The following is a 19,336-nucleotide window of genomic DNA, read 5'->3' on the forward strand; positions in this document are numbered from 1 at the left end:
AACTTGGGTTTGTCTATTAAAAATTACTGTGCCAAATCGGCAAACAATGCCGTGGACAAATACCGCTCACCTGATGACGGGATAATCACTGTAATCAGTTTGCCTGCGTTTTCTGGGCGTTTGGCAACTTGTAGTGCTGACCAAACGGCAGCCCCTGCACTAATCCCCACCAAAATCCCTTCTTGGCTTGCCATCGCACGAGCAGTCGCAAAGGCATCTTCGGTGGTTACGGTGATGACTTCATCATAAATTTGTGTGTTCAAAATGCTTGGCACAAACCCGGGGGCAAGCCCTTGTAATTTATGAGCGCCTTTTTGACCACCGCTAAATACTGGCGAATCGGCAGGCTCTACGGCGATGATTTTTATGCTGTCCTTTTTGGCTTTTAACACTTCGCCCACGCCAGTAATCGTGCCACCTGTGCCAATGCCTGCCACCACAATATCCACCTGTCCATCGGTATCACGCCAAATCTCTTGGGCGGTGGTTTCACGGTGGATTTTGGGATTGGCAAGGTTGTCAAACTGACGTGGCATAAAATAACCATCTTGTTTTGCCAGCTCTTCGGCTTTGGCAATCGCCCCACCCATACCATCTGCCGCTGGCGTTAGCACCAGCTCTGCTCCATAAGCGCGCAGTAAGGCTCTACGCTCAAGGCTCATGCTCTCAGGCATGGTAATCACCAAGCGATAACCACGAGCCGCACACACCATCGCAAGTCCGATGCCTGTGTTGCCTGATGTGGCTTCAACAATGGTGCTGTTTTGGTCAATCAAGCCCGCTTTTTGTGCTTCGTTTATCATAGACAGAGCAATACGGTCTTTGACGGAGCTGGCGGGGTTAAAATATTCCAATTTGGCAAGCACCCGAGCAGGCAAACCTTTGCTTAGGTTTTGTAGCTCAACCAAAGGGGTGTTACCAATCAGGTCAGTGATACTATTTGCGACATTCATAACTGTTCCTTAACATACCTACAATAAACGGATAAATTTTCACTCATCACTCAGTGCTTTTGATTAGCATAGCAAATTTTGCCATGATTTTATAGGACAATTTTATAAGATAACTTGGCAAAAAACTTAGTCAAAAACCCCAAGAGTTTATGCCGATTTTGCATTTACCAAATGCTACACCAAAGCAATTGTGAACCCCCAAAAATCTTGTTATACTTAAATATATCCATCCGTTGAGAATTGCGATGTCAAAGTTTGTCCTTTCTTTGATGTTTGTTTTGTGTGCCAGTTTTGCCAGTCATGCTTTTGCCAGTTCAGACTTAAAATCTGATGAGCCAGCCGAAACGCTTGCACAGATAAAAATCCCCAATGATAAAATGTACCTTGCTTTTATACAAAAACAAGATGATGGCTGGTTTATAGAATCTAGCATGGTGGTATTTCATGGCAACATGACCCTAAATGGCAATTTGACCTTACATTGGAATGACAGCGATGAGCTGAATTTGATGTTTACGCCCTTTCATAGCCACCGTGATTTGCCTTATATTGATGACAGCTACGACATGGATGACATTGACATCACGCTCAATCAAGTGTATTTAGACCAGCCTAGAAAATACGATGAAAATACTGGCGAGCTGCTTTCAGTACACCAGCCATTGCCTAATAATATTGATTTGGTCAAAAAGGCTTTTTTACATCTGCCCCCATGGTTTTGGCAAGAACGCACAGGGGCAATCAGTCGCCCTGCCAAAGTAACACTCAACGCCTTTGGCATACAAACGGTATGCGGCATACGTATGTATTATGCCACTGCCATAAACATTGAACCACTCAACAACAAACACCAAGAGCCCAGCGAAGAGATGTGTTAGTGGCGATTTAACATTTAACCCTTATGTTTATTCTATCTGATTTGATATTGATAACCCATCATTTTTAGGAAAACCATGAACACTTTTGACCCCATCACCATCTCTTGTTTTAAAGCCTATGACGTGCGTGGCGAGCTTGGCGTAAACTTAGACGAAACCATCGCCTATCGTATTGGACGTGCTTTTGGGCAGATACTGCTTGGTCAGACTAGCCACCCCAAACCCACCATCGTCATCGGTAGCGACATTCGCCCATCTAGCCACACACTCAAACTTGCCACCATAGACGGCATCACAGATGCTGGCGTGGACGTGCTTGACCTTGGCATGACAGGCACCGAAGAGGTGTATTTTGCCACAAGTTTTTATGATGCCATCGGTGGTATTGAAGTTACTGCCAGCCACAACCCCATCAATTACAACGGGCTAAAACTGGTGCGTGAAAACTCTCGCCCCATCTCAGCAGACACAGGGCTTGGCGACATCAAAGAGTTGGCACAAAGTGGCAAATTTAGCCCAGCCACCAAAGGTATAGTAACGCCAAATACTGACAAAACCGCTTATATTGATAAACTGATGAGCTTTGTGGATACCAGCAAATTCACGCCCAAAAAAATCGTCATCAACTCAGGCAACGGCTCGGCAGGCCCTGTGGTGGACGAGCTAGAAACACGCTTGGGAGCAAACATAGAGCTCATCAAAATCCATCACCAGCCAGACGGCTCATTCCCCAATGGCATTCCTAACCCCATGATTATCGTCAACCAAAAATCCACATCAGACGCCGTCGTGGCTCACAAGGCAGATTTTGGCGTGGCGTTTGATGGCGATTTTGACCGCTGTTTTTTGTTTGATGAAGCAGGTAATTTTATTGAAGGCAGTTATATTGTTGGCATGCTTGCCCAAGCCTTTTTACAAAAGCACCAAGGCGAGTCCATCGTCTATGACCCACGTGTGATTTACAACACCCAAGATGTCATCGCCAAAAGCCAAGGCGTCGCCCAAATCAGCAAATCAGGACATTCTTTTATCAAACAAGTCATGAGACAAACTGGGGCGATTTATGGCGGCGAAATGTCCGCTCATCATTATTTTCGTGAGTTTTTTTATTGTGATAGTGGCATGATACCGTGGCTGTTGGTGATTGAGCTTTTATCAATAACAGGCAAAACACTCTCCGAGCTGGTTAATACTTATATTGCCAATTTTCCAAGCTCGGGTGAGCTAAACTTTACCCTAGGTGATGTCAATGCCCAGCAAATTTGCCAAGCCTTAGAACAAAAATACGCCACGCTTCACCCAAGCAAAGACACACTTGATGGGCTAAGTTTGGATTTTGGCAACTGGCGGTTTAATCTGCGGTCAAGCAACACCGAACCACTCATTCGCCTAAATGTAGAAACCAAAGGCGACAAAGCACTACTTGAACAAAAGATTGGTGAGTTGGTGGCAGTACTGTCAGAACATGGAGCAAAACCTGCCGACCATTAAACACAAATTTTTAACAAATCTGGCATGGCTTTTTGTTACAATAGGTGGGTTTATAGCGACCATCAAAAGCGACAAAAAACCATGCCCAGCTCAAAACACACCGCCAAAACCAACAAAGCACCCAAAAACGCACCCAAAAACAAATTTACCAAACTGGTCAGCTTTGCTATCATCATCGCTTTGGTGGTGGGATTGGGTGTTATCTATATGAGCATTTTTGCCCCAACAAACCGCCCTGCGCACACGTTAAATGTTGCCAAAGGCGACACTTATCACAGCCTGCTTGTTGCCAGTCCGTGGCAAACTTCTGCTTTTACATCCAGCACCGCCACAAGACTTTATTTAAAACTGCACGCCAAAGGGCAACTTCATCAAGGCTCTTATCTTATCCCCGCCAATGCCAGTTTAAAACAAGTGGTGGATATTTTGGGCAAAGGGGCAAAAGTAAGCATGGTCAAAGTGCAAATCATTGAAGGCAAAACCATCAAAGATTTATATCAAACCCTAAAATCCACCGATGGCATTCGTCTTGAACTGCTCACACCCAAAGCGGACGGCTATTCATGGGCGGACGTAGAGCGAGACAACAAAGCGGTCGCTGATGCCCTAGGTATCCAAAGCCCAAACGGCAATTTAGAAGGCTATTTTGCTCCTGATACTTACTTTTTTGCCCAAGGCACGTCCGATAAAGCGATTTTAAAACGCCTGTATGACACCCAAACTGCCACCTTGCAAAAAGCGTGGGAAAGCCGTGCTGATAATTTGCCTTACAAAACCCCTTATGAAGCATTGATTATGGCAAGCATCATTGAAAAAGAAACTGGCATCAAATCTGAACGCAATGACGTGTCAGCCGTGTTTGTCAATCGCCTACGCCAAGGCATGAGACTACAAACTGACCCCACGATTATCTATGGGCTGTTTGACCGCTATGATGGCAAAATTTACAAAAGCAACATCGGCGAGAAAACCGCCTATAACACTTACCAAATTGATGGTTTGCCACCCACGCCCATTGCCCTGCCTTCTGCCGAAGCGATAAAAGCAACCATGCACCCAAGTGATGTGCCTTATGTCTATTTTGTGGCGACAGGTCATGGCGGACATAAATTTAGCGTAACTTTGGACGAGCACAACAAAGCCGTGAGCAAGTACCGTTCTGTTGTCGCCGAGAAAGCCAGCCAGCAATCCGATGAAACCACCACCCCACAGAGCAACCCATGAACATTTTATCCCCAAAATTTATCAGCATTGAAGGCACAGAAGGCGTGGGCAAAACCACTGCCATTGATGGCTTTTGCCAAAAACTCAGTAGCCAAGGCATCGCACACATTCGCACCCGAGAGCCGGGGGGTAGCAAGCTTGCTGAATGTTTGCGAGAGATACTGCTTAGCAACAAAAGCGACATTGATGATGACACAGAGCTTTTGCTGATGTTTGCGGCACGCTCAGACCATGTGCATAAAGTGATATTGCCCGCTTTGGCGGATGGTAAATGGGTGGTGTGCGACCGCTTTATAGACAGCACGGTGGCATATCAGGGCTTTGGGCGATATGGGGGCAATCCATCCAAACTTGCTAAAATTCAATACCTGATTGATGGTTTTGTGCCACGTTTGCCTGATGTTACTTTTTGGCTAGACCTTGACCCTGTCATTGGCATACAGCGAGCTGGCAAACGCAGTGTCGCCGACAGATTTGAAAGCAATGACAGCAGTTTTTTTTATCGCACCTATCAAGGCTTTATACATCAACATCAGCACCATGCCCACCGCATACATCGTATCCACGCCAACCAATCGCCTAACGACATCGTATCGGACATGATAAGACACATCAATCAAACAGACAAATCATGAAAAGTTTACCAATCATCATACAAACTTAAAGACTTGTTCTGATAAAGCAAAACGGTGATACTGTTTGGATTGACATCAACACCAATGATAACTTTTATCAAATTTTCTGCTAAAATATCTTATTTTTAACAGCAACTCCCATCATGATAGAACTTAAAAACGTTGCCGTTCGCCGAGACGGTCGCCTGCTATTTAGCGGCGTGGATTTACAGTTTCACAAAGGACAAACCATCGGGCTGACAGGCAATAATGGCACGGGTAAATCCACCTTGTTTGCCACCTTGCTTGGCGAGCACGCCACCGACATTGGCACCATCAGTATGCCAAAAGACTGGCAAATCGCTCATATGGCACAAGAAATACACACCACCGACCAAAGTGCTTTGGATTATGTGCTCTCAGGCGATGATGAATGGTATCAATTAAACGACAAACTGAGCAATCAGCACACACTTGCCCAAACTGACATCGCCCCACTGTATCAGCGTTTTGATGAAATAGACGGCTATCGCACCGTTTCTCGTGCTTCACAAATCCTATCAGGGCTTGGCTTTGGCGAACATGAACACCAAAAAATGGTGCATGAGTTTTCTGGTGGCTGGCGTATGCGACTAAATTTGGCTCGCACACTCATGCACCGAGCGGACGTGTTGCTACTTGATGAACCAACCAACCATTTGGATTTGGACGCCATTTTGTGGTTAGAAGAGTGGCTGGTAAAATTTGATGGGTTGATTTTGGTCATCAGCCACGACCAAGCCTTTATGGACACGATTTGTAGCCACATCGCCCACATTGAACAGCAAACCATCACGCTTTATACAGGCAACTACGCCCAGTTTATCCGCACAAGAGCCGAACGCCTAGCCCAACAAGCCCAAGCCTATGAACGCCAAGAAGCGATTAAAGCCCACCTAGAAAACTTTATTCGCCGTTTTGGAGCAAAAGCCACCAAAGCCAAACAAGCCCAAAGCCGTGTTAAACAGCTTGCCAACATGACCAACATTGCTCCTGTCATGGCACAAAGCGAATTTAGCTTTAAATTTTATCCACCCACCGCCTTATCATCACCGCTCATCAGCTTAGATAACGCTTATATCGGCTATGGTGATACCACCTTGATAAACAAAGTAAACCTACAAATCACCCCTGACACACGTTTGGGCATACTTGGGGCAAATGGGGCAGGAAAATCCACCTTGATAAAAGCTTTGGTTGGTCATCTACCCCCATTATCAGGCACGCACAAAGTGTCAGATAATTTAAAACTGGGCTATTTTAATCAACACCAAATGGACGCCCTAGACGATACCGCCACACCGCTTATCTTACTAAGAAGATTGGCAGGGACGACATCAGATGCAGATTTGCGGGCGTTTTTGGGGAGTTTTAATTTTAAAGGTGATAAAATAGACACGCCTTGTCAGCTATTTTCAGGCGGTGAGCGAGCCAGACTTACCCTTGCACTTATCGTTTGGGGAAGGCCTAATGTACTGGTGCTAGATGAACCAACCAACCATCTGGATTTATCCATGCGAAACGCACTAATGCTGGCACTGCAAGACTATGAAGGGGCATTGATTTTGGTGTCGCACGATAGAGATTTGGTGATGACGGTATGCGACAGCCTGCTACTTGTGGCAAATGGGCGGGCAGATGAATTTGCAGGGGATATGACCGATTATGCCGAGCATTTACGCCAAGCTCGCCTTGCCAAATTTGCCCAAAACAAAACCACCACCGACAACCCCACAAAAGACACGCTCACCAAAGAAAAGCTTCGCAAACGCAATGCCGAAAACCGCCAAAAAACCGCCCCCCTACGCAAGCAAATTGACAAACTGGAAAAAACCCTAGACACACTCACCAAAGAGCTGTCAGACATTGAGCTGAGTTTGTCTGACCAAAGTTTATACCATGATGACAATAAAGCAAAACTTTTATCATTGCTTGACCGCCAAAGCACGCACCAAAAGCAAATGGACGACATTGAAAATGAGCTTTTAGAAAAAATGGACGAGCTAGAAACACTGATGGCAGATTTGGGTGATGACTCATGAAACGTTATCAATATGATTATTATAAAATACTGGGGCTATCCAAATCCGCCAGCAGTCAAGACATCAAACACGCTTACCGCCAGCTTGCTCGCACTCACCACCCCGACAAGGCAAATGATGGCGGACAAATGACGCTCATCAATGAAGCCTACGCCATCTTAAAAGACCCCAAAAAGCGTGCTGATTATGACGCGGTGTATGTCATGCAGTTTAGCGTGGCAGGACGATTGGCAGACAAAATCACCCAAGAAATCTTTAAATCACCCACCATCATGGCAAACCTACAAAAGACAAAACGCCACGCCCACAGCTTGGCTGATTTTGCTTGGCAACAGTTTGATAAAATCGCCCCCCAAATGCTAAACCATGCCAAAGTCTTTGCTGACAAACTGTCAGATTTGATGGGAGACACCCCCACACTCACCATCACCCCCACGCTGGCCAGCCAAGGCGGTCAGTTTATTTTTTATCATCGTGGGCGACACATTCGCACCAATCTGCCACAAGGTCTGACTGACGGCAGTCAAATCAAGCTGACCATAGATGGGCAAGCGGTTTGGTTTGTGTTAAAAATCAAAAAATCATAAACAAAATACACAAATCAACACCAAACATGAGCTTTTTATAAAACAGCTACCAAAACCCTTTGACATATGATAACCTTCAATCTACCCCAATTTACGCCCCCATTTTGGCTAAAAAATCCCCACATACAAACGATTTTACCCCGCTATGTGGTTAAATATCAGCCAAATTATCACCGCATACTCATCAAAGACTCACTCAATGAGAGCGATGTCGCCTTTGATTATCTTTTAACCGATGACATCAAAGTAGATGGCAAATACCAAAAACCGCTTGTTGTTTTATTTCACGGCATGGAAGGGTCTAGCCAAAGCCACTACGCCAAATCCCTTGCCAAAAGCGTCCATCAAACGGATTGTCATTTTGTGGTGGCACATTTTCGCTCTTGTGGGGGCGTGGCGGTCTCTGGCAGGGTGTTTTATAATGCAGGCGACACCACTGAGATTCACCATTATTTAAGCCATTTAAGCCATGAATTTGCCCACATCTGTGCTGTTGGTGTGTCGCTTGGGGGCAATGTTCTTGCCAAATACATGGGCGAATACGGCACAGATGCCATTGCCAGCCGTGCCGTGGTGGTGTCTGCTCCTGTGGATTTGGCAAGTGCGTCCATTGCCATGGAGCGACTGCTCGGCAAACACATTTATACGCCATATCTGCTCAACCCTATTGTCAAAAAAGCCCTAGCCAACCATCTGAGCGATGATGAGTTGTCCGCTCTAAAATCCGCCAAACGCATGGGGGATTTTGATAGTGTGTTTACCGCCCCACGTCATGGATTTAGCTCAAAAAACGACTATTATCGCAAATCATCTGCCCTACCCTTTTTGGTGGACATTGTCAAACCCACACTCATCATCACCGCTGAAGATGACCCATTTTTAGGTGTGGTGGCGGTGCATGGCGACGTGTCAGCTGATGTGGCACTGCTGACCACCAAATACGGCGGACATATCGGCTTTATGAGCTATGATTATGACACAAAAACATTTGATACCAGCTTTATCTGTCGCACTGCCTTGGAGTTTTTTGGGGTCAGCTTATGAGACGGATTTTTTTCTTATCCATCACTGTATTGCTGATTGAGCTGTTTACTTATATTGGGGCAAAGGGAGTGTTTTGGCTGGTTAAACCCTACCTGCCCCACGCAAAAACTGCCATCTTTATTATCACATTTGTCATCAGCCATCTGTTTTTGGCGACGTTATTTATCGGTCAGTTTCGCTTTGGCATGGGTTATATGGCAGTACTGTGGCTTGGAGTGATGACGATTTTGGCGGTTTGGCTCATCTGCGGTGGACTGCGTTTGGCAGACATCACGCCCCACCCTGCCTTTATTCGCTTGATGGCAGTAGCTGGCTTTGTTGGACTGATGGGCTTATCAGTATATAATGCCTACACCCCTTTGGTGCGTCATCTGTCCATACAAATAGACAAGCCCATCAATCCTGTGCGTGTGGCGGTGGCAAGCGATACCCATTTGGGTTATCTGGTCGGAGCAAGACAGCTAAACCGATTGGCTGATATTTTACGCACCGAGCAAGCCGACCTACTGCTCATGCCTGGGGACATTATGGACGATGATACTTATGTTTATCATGGTGAAAAAATGCACACCGCTTTTGACAATCTGGTCAGCTCTGTTGATGGCAATCTGATTGCAAGTTTGGGCAATCATGATTTATACAAACAACAAGAGCGACAAGCCATTGTAGAAGCGGTGCGTGATGGCGGAGCGATACTCTTAGATGATAAAACCCACACACTCACCATCAATGGCACGCCCATCACCATCATTGGTCGCTTTGATGACCACCACCACACACGCAAAAGCACCGCCGAGCTGATGACTGATGTGGATACGTCTCATTTAGTGATACTGCTAGACCACCGACCAAGCCAAATTGATGATAATGTTAAACTCCCCATAGATTTGCAAGTTTCAGGACATACACATAATGGGCAAATTTTTCCTGCCAATTTTATCGTCAAACTGCTCAATCGTGTGGCATATGGTCATAAACTTATTAATAACACGCATGTTGTGGTGTCATCAGGCTATGGCTTTTGGGGCGTGCCATTTCGGCTGGGGTCGCAAGCAGAAGTGTGGGTCATACAAATAACAGGTCATGATAAAGCATAGCCATCAGCAAGCAACCTTTTATTTTCATAAAAACCGCCGATGATGGCGGTTTTTTGTGGTGGTTTTGGTAAATTTAGGTTGCGTTTAGCACTAAGTTTATTAACCAATACGGCGTTTACCTGTGGCAAATTCATACACAAACAGCACAATAATCGCACCAATGACCGACAGAACCAGCCCCATAAAGCCACCATTTTTGCCCAAACCAAGTGCTGAACCGATAAAGCCACCGACCAACGCTCCCACGATACCCAAAACAATGGTTAAAATCCACCCCATGCTGTCTGCTCCGGGCTTGATGGCACGAGCAATCAAGCCTACCACAAATCCTACAATCAACATCCAAATGAAACTCATCATAATCATACTCCTATTGGCAACTTTGGCAATATGCCCAAATTTTATTTCATAACTTTTAGTAAAACTAATCATAAAAGATAGTTTTATTATACTAAATCAATCATAAAAACCAAGAACCAATATGTAGTGCAAATGTGAACATATCAGATAATATCAAATAAAACTTGCCATTTTGTAAACAGATGATACACATCATCAAGCACATTAAGCATTTGTAGTCATAAAAAAACCGCACCCAAGACAGGCACGGTTTAAGTGATTATTTAGACAAACTACAATGTCGCCAAAATCTTATTATGAATGCCTTCAAATCCACCGTTTGACATCACAATGATGGCATCATCAGCACGAGCATGAGCTTTGATAAAATTCAAAATCTCATCAATACTTGCTAACACGTGTTGATTTGGTGTATTCCCTATGGTTTCAGCAAGCCCCCATGCCAGCCCTTGTGGTTCATACCAAATCACCACATCAGCCAAAGATGCAGACGGTGCTAGGTTGGCTTTATGACTGCCCAATTTCATGGTGTTAGAGCGTGGCTCAATCACCGCCCAAATGCGTCTGCCGGTCAGTTTTTTCTTAGCACCATCAAGCGTGGTGGTGATGGCGGTGGGGTGATGGGCAAAATCATCATACACCTGCACGCCTGCCACTTCACCGATAAGCTCCATACGCCGTTTAATGCCTGCAAACGCAGACAAAGCTTCGCAGGCAGTAGCAACAGGTACGCCCACATGATGAGCCGCAGCGATGGCAACTAAGGCATTATTGACATTATGCACCCCGCTCATGCCCCAAGTTACCGTACCTGTCTGGTCATGGTGCTTGACATGAAACACAGAGCCGTCCGCTTTTTCTAGCTTGGCTTGCCAATCCTGATTGCCCCATTCATCACCAACACCTGTCCGCCACACATCTGTCCATACACCCATCTGCAAGGTTTGTTCTAGACTGTCTGTATCGCTTGGCATGATGATTTGACCATTTGCAGGTATCATGCGAATCATGTGGTGAAATTGGGTTTGAATGGCTTTTAAATCAGGAAAAATGTCAGCGTGGTCGTATTCTAAATTATTTAAAATGGCGGTGGTTGGGCGATAATGAACAAATTTTGAGCGTTTGTCAAAAAATGCACTGTCATATTCGTCCGCTTCAATGACAAAATAGTCCTTGCCCAAATGTGAGCTGTGAGCAAAAGCAGACTTCAAACGCTCATCATCGGTTGCCACAAGTGGCACGCCACCAATCAAAAACCCAGTATCAATCCCTGCATACTGCAACACCCATGCCAGCATGGTGGTGGTGGTGGTCTTGCCGTGTGTGCCTGCCACTGCCAAAACATGACGATGTTGCAAGATATGTTCAGCAAGAAACTGCGGACCTGAGGTATAAGACAAACGATTATCAAGCATATATTCCACCGCTTCCATACCACGTTTGCAAGCATTGCCCACCACCACAAGGTCAGGGGCAGGATTTAAATGTTCTGCTTTATAACCTTCTAAAATCTCAATGCCTGCGTTTTGTAGCTGAGTACTCATGGGCGGATAAATGGCAGTGTCTGAGCCTGTTACGGTATGTCCAAGTTCACGGGCAATCAGAGCAAGCGACCCCATGAAAGTCCCACAAATGCCAAGAATATGAATGTGCATGATAATTTTTCCAAGAAAACAATGACAAATATTGTACCACAAAAAAATCTTGGTATGATGACAATTCACCAACATCACACTCACCCATTTAATCAAAAAACGACCACCCTAAGGCGGTCGCTGTGTTTGTCAGTTGTTTTGTGGTTTATTTAAATTTATCGCCCACCAAGCCTTTGACGGTATTTAAAATATCAGCAGGCAACACCACTGTTTTGGCATTGTTGGACTGTGCTATGTCGTTCATCGCTTTGATGTACTGCTCGCCAAGCAAATACACCACAGGCATTTCTTTGCCGTCCATTGCTTGCGAGATTAGGCGAATGGATTCTTCTGAACCACGAGCAAGCACCACCTGAGCTTCGGCATCACGGCGAGAAGCTTCAAGACGACCATCCGCTTCCAAAATCGCCGATTGTTTTTGACCATCAGCACGAGTAACCATCGCACGGCGTTGGCGTTCGGCAGCAGCTTGCTCTTCCATTGCCATTTGCATGGTGGGTGATGGTTTGATGTCTTGAATTTCTACTGTTTTTAAGGTAATGCCCCAATCAGAAATATCATCACTGATGGCGTGTTTGAGCTTGGCTTTGATTTGGTCTCGGCTGGATAAAGCTTCATCAAAATCCATGTCCCCCACGATGGAGCGTAAAGATGTTTGCACCAAATTACGAATGCCATGTTCATAATCTTCAATGCCATACACCGCATCTTCTGGATGAACAACGTTGATATAAGCCACCGCATTGGCGATGATGACCACGTTATCTCGGGTGATGACTTCTTGGCTGGGAATGTCAAGTACAATGTCTTTGGTGGTAACTTTATACGCCACATCGTCCACATAAGGAATGATGATGCTAAGCCCCGGCTCCAAGGTACTGTGGTATTTGCCCAAACGCTGTACAATCCACTTTTCACCCTGTGGCACAATACGCACGCCTTTATATACTGTAAAAATAATAAAAATCACCAACGCAATTGCAACACCCATACCCACATCACTCCTATGCTTTTTCTACCAACAATTCATTACCAATAATATCCACAATCTGCACTCTGTCGCCCACCATCAACACATCAGAACTTCGGCACGCCCATTCGCTTGCCCCTGCTTTGGGGGTAGCAAAACGTACCACACCTGCATTGTTTTGAGTGGGAGATTTGACCACCATGCCCGTCTCACCAATGATGACAGATGCTCCTAACCCTGCCTTGGTGCGATTTTTAAAATTAGGTTGGATAAATTTAAACCAAATACCAATAAACACCAACGACAAAAACAGCCAAATCAAAACAGACCACAGCAAAGACAAAGGCACAATCAAACCAATCACCGCCGTCAAAACCGCCCCAACGCCAAACCACAGCACAAAAAAGGTCGGTATAAACATCTCTGCGGTGATAAGCAACAAGCCAAACACCAACCACTGCCAAGGCTCTACGGTCATGTCTTTACCCTTATAAAATTTTGACTATATCAAACTTAAACTCATTTGACAATGAATTTTAACTGGCTTATTAGAAAAATTGATGAGTGGTATTAAAAAACAGATAAATCAATATTTTTAAGGCAATGTGTCTGATTTTTCTTTGTTTTTATAAAATACAGACACCAAAACCAATTCTTTGGGCAAATCAGTCTTTTGGCTGAATGATGTGTTTAAATAACACACCCAACACCCCCGCCAAAAACACAAATAGTGCCAAAGTCAGCTCAGGCAACGAAAAACCAAGCAATGTCCAGTCAACCACCGCACACTCGCCTGCCCCTGTCAGCACTTCTTTAAAAACTTGCATCACAGGCAAAGTCTCCACCCAATATTCAAGACCCGGACCACAGGCAGGCACTTTATCGGGCGGCAGATAGGTCAGCCACACATGACGAGCTGCCACACCCAAGCCCCACAGCGTGCCCAGCGCTGAGCCGAACCACAGCACCAGACGTAAGGGACGTTTTTTGGGGTTGATGAGCGTTGCCAATAACGCAAATGCCCCCATTGTCCACAACCCTATTCGCTGAAAGATACACAATGGGCAAGGTTCAAGCTCCAAATAGTTTTGTAAAAACACAATAGCAAAGACACTGGCAATGATGGTCATTGCCACCAAAAATAAGTTGATATTACGATAAGTAAGATACTTCATCAGCGAAACTCTTGGATAAACTGTTTAAAAGGCACGTTGTTTTCACGCTCTTGTTGTTGTTGGTCGGCAAAAGATTGTATGGCAATGTTGGCATAATAAAACGCATCTTCATTACTTAGGGCGTGTCCTAATAACTCATGTTGGTGCTTTTTGGCAAGGATTCGCCCCAGTTGCCATGTGCTGCCCAACCGCCTAGAATCAGACTCTATTTGAGCCGATAAAGTTAAATGAACATTGGTGGCTTTGCCCTGCATGAGTGCCAACGCACTTCGGTAGTCGTTACCACCGTGATATTCATCAAAAACATCAGCGATGATTTGCATTTGACTAAGTGTGTTTACTATCCAGTCGTGCAGTTTTTGCTCGCCCTTATCTGTATAAATGCATACGCCGTCTTTACGTCCATGATTTACCACCATCTCCACATTATCCGCCAAGTGCTTCTCTTCATCAGGCAAAAGCTCAGCAGAGTGCGACAGCAAACAATACAACGCCAGCACTTCCAAAAAGCACGCTGTGGCGGTGGTGATACCAATATCACTGTATGGGTCAAGGTCAATCGCCCGAAACTCCACATAAGCAATGCCCCGACTTTGCAAAGCTTGGGTGGGTGTTTCGCCTGACAGGGTTACTTGTTTTGGGCGAATGGGGCTATAAAACTCGTTTTCAATCTGCAAAATATGGTCATTAATCTGAATGGGCGTGCCATCTTTATCGTCCACACCGATGGCAGTAAAATCAGCAAATGGCGTGCCAATGGCTCGTCTTAGCCCTTTGATGTATTCATCTAAGTCATTGTAGCGAATGTCTAGGTCTTTTTGGACGCTGTTGGTGTAGCCAAGTTTGCCCATACGAAGGCTGGTGGCATTTGGTTGATAATAAGTACAGCCACCACAATTGTCATTTAAAGGGATTAGGTCATGCTCTCGCCCTGTCAAAAAACACCCGCACACACTTGGACTTGCCCCCAAAAGATACAACACCAAAGGCGTTAGGCGTTTAAAATTGCGAATGAGCCCAAGATATTTTTGGTTTTTAAAGGCTTGTAAATCATTTGCCCCTTCTGCCTTTGCCCATGTCGCAAATAAATCATCGCCAATGGACAAATTATAGTGTAACCCAGCAATGGTCTGCATTTTGCGACCATATCGCACACCAAGCCCCATGCGATACAAGGTTTTGAGCCGTCCGATGTTAGATGTGCCATAATCCGCCAGTGGTATGTCATCATCATTATCCGACAACATGCACGGCATGGATAACGGCCATAACAACTCATCGTTTTCAAGCGAGCGATGTACCAAGACGTGCAATTTACGAAGCATATCTAATGCGTCCTTGATGGTAGATTTTGGCTCTGTAATCAGCTCCAACAGATTTTCAGAATAATCGGTGGTGATAAATGGGTGGGTCAGTTTAGAGCCAAGACCAGCAGGATGAAAACTTTTGGCAGAATAACCATCAGGTCTCATACGCAGACCTTCTTTTTCAATGCCACGCTTCATGCCTGCCACCAAAGAAGCATTAAACCAAATGGGTAGATAAAAAGTTGAGTTCATTATCATTGCTCGTTAAAGATAAGCCAACCATTAGCCCAACTGATAAACCTATAAACCATCTTTTGGGTGATTTGTTGTGTTAAGCGTAACGATGGGCGTGTGGTGCTGATGGTTATTTTTGGTGATTAAAGGGTCAAAAAGGGCATAAAACTGCCCCAAATACATGATTGGCATTGTAATTAGATTGGTATGGTTTGTCAAATCTTGGCGTGTGTTGGTTTGTATCTGTATTTAAACACCAAAAAGCCCAACTAACAAAACACTGCCCATTTTTTATAAAAACAACACGCAACTTTCATAATTTAACAAATCAATACAAAGTTTTATGTCCAAATGGTCATTTTAACAGCAACAAACCAAAACGTATTTATTCTTTTTTATCATAAATTAAGTAACTTTAAGACAATCACCAAACACAAAAAAGCACCCATCAGAGTGCTTTTTGGCAATGTCAGTTTATGAAAAATCAAGCTCGGTTTCAAAACTTTTTAGGTTATGGCGAGCCATGGCTAGGTTGGATTTTTGGCGGTCAAGCACCAAGTACAAAAATAGGTCATTATTACGCACCAAAGGGCGAATTAGGTGGTACTGACCGCTTAGGGTGATAAGAATGTCTTCTATGGCATCTGTCAAACCAAGTGCTTTGGCGGTTTTGCGTTTTGCTTTGACCACTTCGGTGTTGCCTGCTGCTGCCAATTCTAAGTCAATGCCTGAGCCTAATGTTGCCATCGCCAAGCCTGATTCGGTGTCCACCAAAGCTGCCGCCACAAAACCATCAATATCGCTTAGTGCATTTAGGGAAAGTTTGGACATGATAAACCTCTTTATCTGATTAAAAATATACAGATAAATACCTGCAAATATCACGCCATTTGCCATCAAACAGTTGCCGTTTGTCTTTTATCTCCTACCTATCATCAAAAAATGGACATATTTTATGGCAACACCACCTCATCTATCTGCCACATGACCCACTGATGTCTGCTCATTTTGATGGTGATGGGCTGATTTTTAATGGCAGTCTTGACAAAAAAACAGTTCATGCCACAGTAGCCAACATCAAAGGCGGCAGGCTTGATGTTTAGGTGTTTGGCGTTTTGTTTGATGAGCGTCTCTTGGCGAGCAATGGCATGGTGCATATCCCCTGTCGCCAAATAATCTTGCATCAATGCCCCCACATCTACCAAATCTCCGCCCAGCCAAAAAATTAGCCCCAACAATAGCGGTTCGCTGTCTTTGGTGATGTCGCCTTGGGCAAGTTTGGTTAGATTGTCAGGGGTGATGGCTTTATCCACTGCCCCATCTACAAAACGTATGGCAAAATTTTCAAGCTCTTTTTGTGGCACGCCAAGCATGGGCAAAAATAACGCCAAACCCTGCTGACTGATGGTGGTTGCTATCTTGGTGTGTAGTTGTTGTTTTAAATTTGGGCGAAACGTCTCATAATCTATGGACGCAATGATAAGAGCATAATCGTTTTGCTCATAAGCGTTTTTAAAACGATATAGCTGATAATAAGGCGACACAAACATCACCACCAACAGCACCACCAAAAAAGCAGCTACAAATTTTAATAAAGTTTTCATGAGTTTCTGTGATAATTTTTTGGATAATTTACCATAAAATCGCTGTAAAATCTTGATTATTGGCACACCATCACCATAAATAAACCAATTTTTTGTTATTGTAGGTAGTGTCATGAGTAATAAAGATTTTTATACCATTTTGGGCGTGGACAAATCGGCAGATGAAAAAGAGATTAAAAAAGCCTATCGCCGTTTGGCAATGAAATATCACCCCGACAAAAACCCAGACGACCCAAGTGCCGAAGAGAAGTTTAAAGAAGCCACCATGGCATACGAAGTACTGTCAGATGCCCAAAAACGCTCGGCTTATGACCGCATGGGGCACGCCGCTTTTGAACAAGGCATGAATAACGGTGGCTTTGGTGGGGGTGGTGGTTTTAGTGCTGATGATTTAAATGATATTTTTGGCAGTTTCTTTGGGGGTGGTCGCTCAGGGGGTTTTGGTGGTGGCTTTGGCGACATCTTTGGGGCGTTTGGTGGGGGCTCTCGCGCCACTCGCAACAACAAAGGGGCTGACCTGTTGTATAGCCTAACACTCACCTTAGAAGAAGCGGTCGCAGGCTGTAAAAAAGACATCACCTACAACACATCGGTAACGTGCAAAACCTGTCATGGCAAAGGGGCAAAATCAGATGCTGACATTGTTAGCTGTACCACCTGTGGCGGTCATGGTCAGGTGCGTATGTCCCAAGGATTTTTTGTGGTGCAACAGCCTTGCCCTGCGTGTCATGGCAATGGCAAAACCATTAAAAACCCCTGCATGGACTGTCATGGTGAAGGCAAGCAACAAAAATCCCAAACCCTAGAAGTCTCCATCCCAGCAGGCATGGATAATGGTGAACGTTTACGCTTGACAGGTAGGGGTGAAGCAGGCGACAGGGGCATGCCCAATGGTGATTTGTATGTAGAAATCCATGTTTTGCCACATGACATCTTTACCAGACATGGGGCAGATTTACACATGGATGTGCCTGTGGACATCGCCAAAGCAGCTTTGGGTAGCGATGTGGAAGTGCCAACCTTAACAGGTAAACTTAAAATCAAAATCGCCGAAGGCACTCAAAGTGGCAAACTGCTCAGAGTGCGTGGCAAAGGTGTAACTACTCGTAGTGGCATGCAGGGGGATTTAATTTGTCGTGTCATCGTCAAAACACCGACTAATCTTAGCCACGAACAAAAATCCCTACTTGAACAGTTCGCCAAAACGCTCAGTAGCGACAATCACACCGACCCCAAGAAAAAAGGCTTTTTTGATAAAATCAAAGATGAAGTCAAGGACATTTTTGATTAACCCTTGTTTCATCAAGTTAAAACACGGTCTTGTTGCCGTGTTTTTTTAACTTAAATTTTTGCTAAAATACATTGAAAATATTGAATTTGCTTATTTTTTATTGGGGTAAAAAAAACTTTTATTTGGAGCTAACAGACACATTTCTTTGGCAATTTGAGCATCAATCTTATTGATGTTTTTTTCATTGATGTATGTAGCAATGTTAGATGCATTTATAAAAAAGGTAAGATTAGTTGCTAATTTTCTTTTATGATGGTCAGCAGTATATTTGCCAAAATTATATTTTTCAAACAAATTTTCATAACACGCAACATTATAACTATCAATATCATAAGAACCGTCTTGGTTTTGGATTTTTACAAATGCTGAATTATAGGGTTTAACATGAATGTATCTATCACCAAAACTCATTCTGGTGGTTGTATCAGCATGATGAAATATTGTACTAACATCAAGATAATAGGTTTTACCTTTTTCTGAGCCCATCAGCTTCCAACGGCGTGTTTCTTGTTCAAGGGGGATATTTTGTGCAAGCACACTGGCTTGTTTTTGGGCAGATTGTTCTGCATTCCCCAAAAGATGATAAACGTGCGGTTTCTTTTTAGGCAAAAACAAGCAACCACTGGCAAAAACAGATAAGATGACAGGCAGAAAAAGATGGGTGCTGTTCATGACATTCCTTGAACTTTTTAAAACAATCAGATATGTATGCCACATCAATTTAAAAACTATTTCAAGATTGATGGGAAAATCTTAAATTTTTGGGTATAA

20 protein-coding genes are annotated in these 19,336 nt (G+C 44.3%); 9 read left to right on the forward strand and 11 right to left on the reverse strand.

The genetic code is table 11. The annotated features are described in order from the left end of the window. Positions 1-23: 23 nt before the first annotated feature. Positions 24-953: a cysteine synthase A gene (cysK, locus tag CEW93_RS09320; protein WP_089539055.1), complete on the reverse strand. Its 930-nt coding sequence runs from the start codon at positions 951-953 to the stop codon at positions 24-26. A gap of 245 nt (positions 954-1,198) precedes the next feature. Here cysK and CEW93_RS09325 point away from each other — a divergent pair, with 245 nt between their 5' ends. From CEW93_RS09325 to CEW93_RS09360, 8 genes are all read left to right on the forward strand, one after another. Next, positions 1,199-1,831, forward strand: a complete 633-nt coding sequence (locus tag CEW93_RS09325; RefSeq protein ID WP_143822750.1) for a hypothetical protein — start codon at positions 1,199-1,201, stop codon at positions 1,829-1,831. 75 nt (positions 1,832-1,906) lie between these two features. Continuing rightward, on the forward strand, positions 1,907-3,322 hold the full coding sequence (locus tag CEW93_RS09330; RefSeq protein WP_089539057.1) for a phosphomannomutase CpsG: 1,416 nt from the start codon (positions 1,907-1,909) through the stop codon (positions 3,320-3,322). A gap of 81 nt (positions 3,323-3,403) precedes the next feature. Beyond that, on the forward strand, positions 3,404-4,546 hold the full coding sequence (gene mltG, locus CEW93_RS09335) for an endolytic transglycosylase MltG (protein WP_089539099.1): 1,143 nt from the start codon (positions 3,404-3,406) through the stop codon (positions 4,544-4,546). Then, the gene (gene tmk / locus CEW93_RS09340) at positions 4,543-5,181 is read left to right on the forward strand and encodes a dTMP kinase (protein ID WP_089539058.1); all 639 of its coding nucleotides are present in this window, start codon (positions 4,543-4,545) and stop codon (positions 5,179-5,181) included. Before mltG ends, tmk begins: the two co-directional genes overlap by 4 nt. A gap of 143 nt (positions 5,182-5,324) precedes the next feature. Continuing rightward, the gene (locus CEW93_RS09345) at positions 5,325-7,241 is read left to right on the forward strand and encodes an ABC-F family ATP-binding cassette domain-containing protein (protein ID WP_089539059.1); all 1,917 of its coding nucleotides are present in this window, start codon (positions 5,325-5,327) and stop codon (positions 7,239-7,241) included. Further along, positions 7,238-7,828: a DnaJ domain-containing protein gene (locus CEW93_RS09350; protein ID WP_089539060.1), complete on the forward strand. Its 591-nt coding sequence runs from the start codon at positions 7,238-7,240 to the stop codon at positions 7,826-7,828. Before CEW93_RS09345 ends, CEW93_RS09350 begins: the two co-directional genes overlap by 4 nt. A gap of 66 nt (positions 7,829-7,894) precedes the next feature. Continuing rightward, positions 7,895-8,872 carry a YheT family hydrolase gene (locus CEW93_RS09355; protein ID WP_089539061.1) on the forward strand — a complete coding sequence of 326 codons (978 nt, stop codon included), beginning with the start codon at positions 7,895-7,897 and terminating at the stop codon, positions 8,870-8,872. Further along, positions 8,869-9,969: a metallophosphoesterase gene (locus CEW93_RS09360; RefSeq protein WP_089539062.1), complete on the forward strand. Its 1,101-nt coding sequence runs from the start codon at positions 8,869-8,871 to the stop codon at positions 9,967-9,969. Before CEW93_RS09355 ends, CEW93_RS09360 begins: the two co-directional genes overlap by 4 nt. On the opposite strand, the gene CEW93_RS10850 is transcribed toward CEW93_RS09360, so the two are convergent. From CEW93_RS10850 to CEW93_RS09400, 9 genes are all read right to left on the reverse strand, one after another. Beyond that, positions 9,954-10,103: a hypothetical protein gene (locus tag CEW93_RS10850; RefSeq protein ID WP_186727955.1), complete on the reverse strand. Its 150-nt coding sequence runs from the start codon at positions 10,101-10,103 to the stop codon at positions 9,954-9,956. The genes CEW93_RS09360 and CEW93_RS10850 overlap by 16 nt on opposite strands. After that, positions 10,069-10,329, reverse strand: coding sequence for a GlsB/YeaQ/YmgE family stress response membrane protein (locus tag CEW93_RS09365; protein ID WP_222432744.1), 261 nt, complete (start codon positions 10,327-10,329; stop codon positions 10,069-10,071). The genes CEW93_RS10850 and CEW93_RS09365 overlap by 35 nt, the downstream gene beginning before the upstream one ends. Before the next feature lie 272 nt (positions 10,330-10,601). Continuing rightward, positions 10,602-11,984 carry a UDP-N-acetylmuramate:L-alanyl-gamma-D-glutamyl-meso-diaminopimelate ligase gene (gene mpl, locus CEW93_RS09370; protein WP_089539063.1) on the reverse strand — a complete coding sequence of 461 codons (1,383 nt, stop codon included), beginning with the start codon at positions 11,982-11,984 and terminating at the stop codon, positions 10,602-10,604. Positions 11,985-12,129: 145 nt separating this feature from the next. Next, positions 12,130-12,975, reverse strand: a complete 846-nt coding sequence (locus CEW93_RS09375) for an SPFH domain-containing protein (protein WP_089539064.1) — start codon at positions 12,973-12,975, stop codon at positions 12,130-12,132. A gap of 13 nt (positions 12,976-12,988) precedes the next feature. Beyond that, a complete protein-coding gene (locus tag CEW93_RS09380; RefSeq protein WP_089539065.1) occupies positions 12,989-13,432 on the reverse strand; it encodes an NfeD family protein in 444 nt (147 codons plus the stop codon). 187 nt (positions 13,433-13,619) lie between these two features. Beyond that, complete coding sequence (locus tag CEW93_RS09385; protein WP_370511950.1) at positions 13,620-14,132, reverse strand: disulfide bond formation protein B; 513 nt, start codon at positions 14,130-14,132, stop codon at positions 13,620-13,622. Beyond that, complete coding sequence (gene gshA / locus CEW93_RS09390; protein ID WP_255504077.1) at positions 14,129-15,688, reverse strand: glutamate--cysteine ligase; 1,560 nt, start codon at positions 15,686-15,688, stop codon at positions 14,129-14,131. Before gshA ends, CEW93_RS09385 begins: the two co-directional genes overlap by 4 nt. A gap of 456 nt (positions 15,689-16,144) precedes the next feature. Continuing rightward, positions 16,145-16,501 (reverse strand): hypothetical protein, encoded by a 357-nt coding sequence (locus CEW93_RS09395; RefSeq protein WP_089539101.1) that lies wholly within the window; start codon positions 16,499-16,501, stop codon positions 16,145-16,147. A gap of 122 nt (positions 16,502-16,623) precedes the next feature. Then, positions 16,624-17,274, reverse strand: a complete 651-nt coding sequence (locus CEW93_RS09400; RefSeq protein ID WP_186727956.1) for a DUF2939 domain-containing protein — start codon at positions 17,272-17,274, stop codon at positions 16,624-16,626. A gap of 112 nt (positions 17,275-17,386) precedes the next feature. Here CEW93_RS09400 and dnaJ point away from each other — a divergent pair, with 112 nt between their 5' ends. Further along, positions 17,387-18,565: a molecular chaperone DnaJ gene (dnaJ, locus tag CEW93_RS09405; RefSeq protein WP_089539069.1), complete on the forward strand. Its 1,179-nt coding sequence runs from the start codon at positions 17,387-17,389 to the stop codon at positions 18,563-18,565. A gap of 90 nt (positions 18,566-18,655) precedes the next feature. Here dnaJ and CEW93_RS09410 read toward each other — a convergent pair whose 3' ends face one another. Beyond that, positions 18,656-19,180 carry a hypothetical protein gene (locus CEW93_RS09410; protein ID WP_143822751.1) on the reverse strand — a complete coding sequence of 175 codons (525 nt, stop codon included), beginning with the start codon at positions 19,178-19,180 and terminating at the stop codon, positions 18,656-18,658. Between the last annotated feature and the right edge of the window lie 156 nt (positions 19,181-19,336).

This window comes from Moraxella sp. VT-16-12 (assembly GCF_002224245.2).
In the GTDB taxonomy this organism is placed as follows: domain Bacteria; phylum Pseudomonadota; class Gammaproteobacteria; order Pseudomonadales; family Moraxellaceae; genus Moraxella.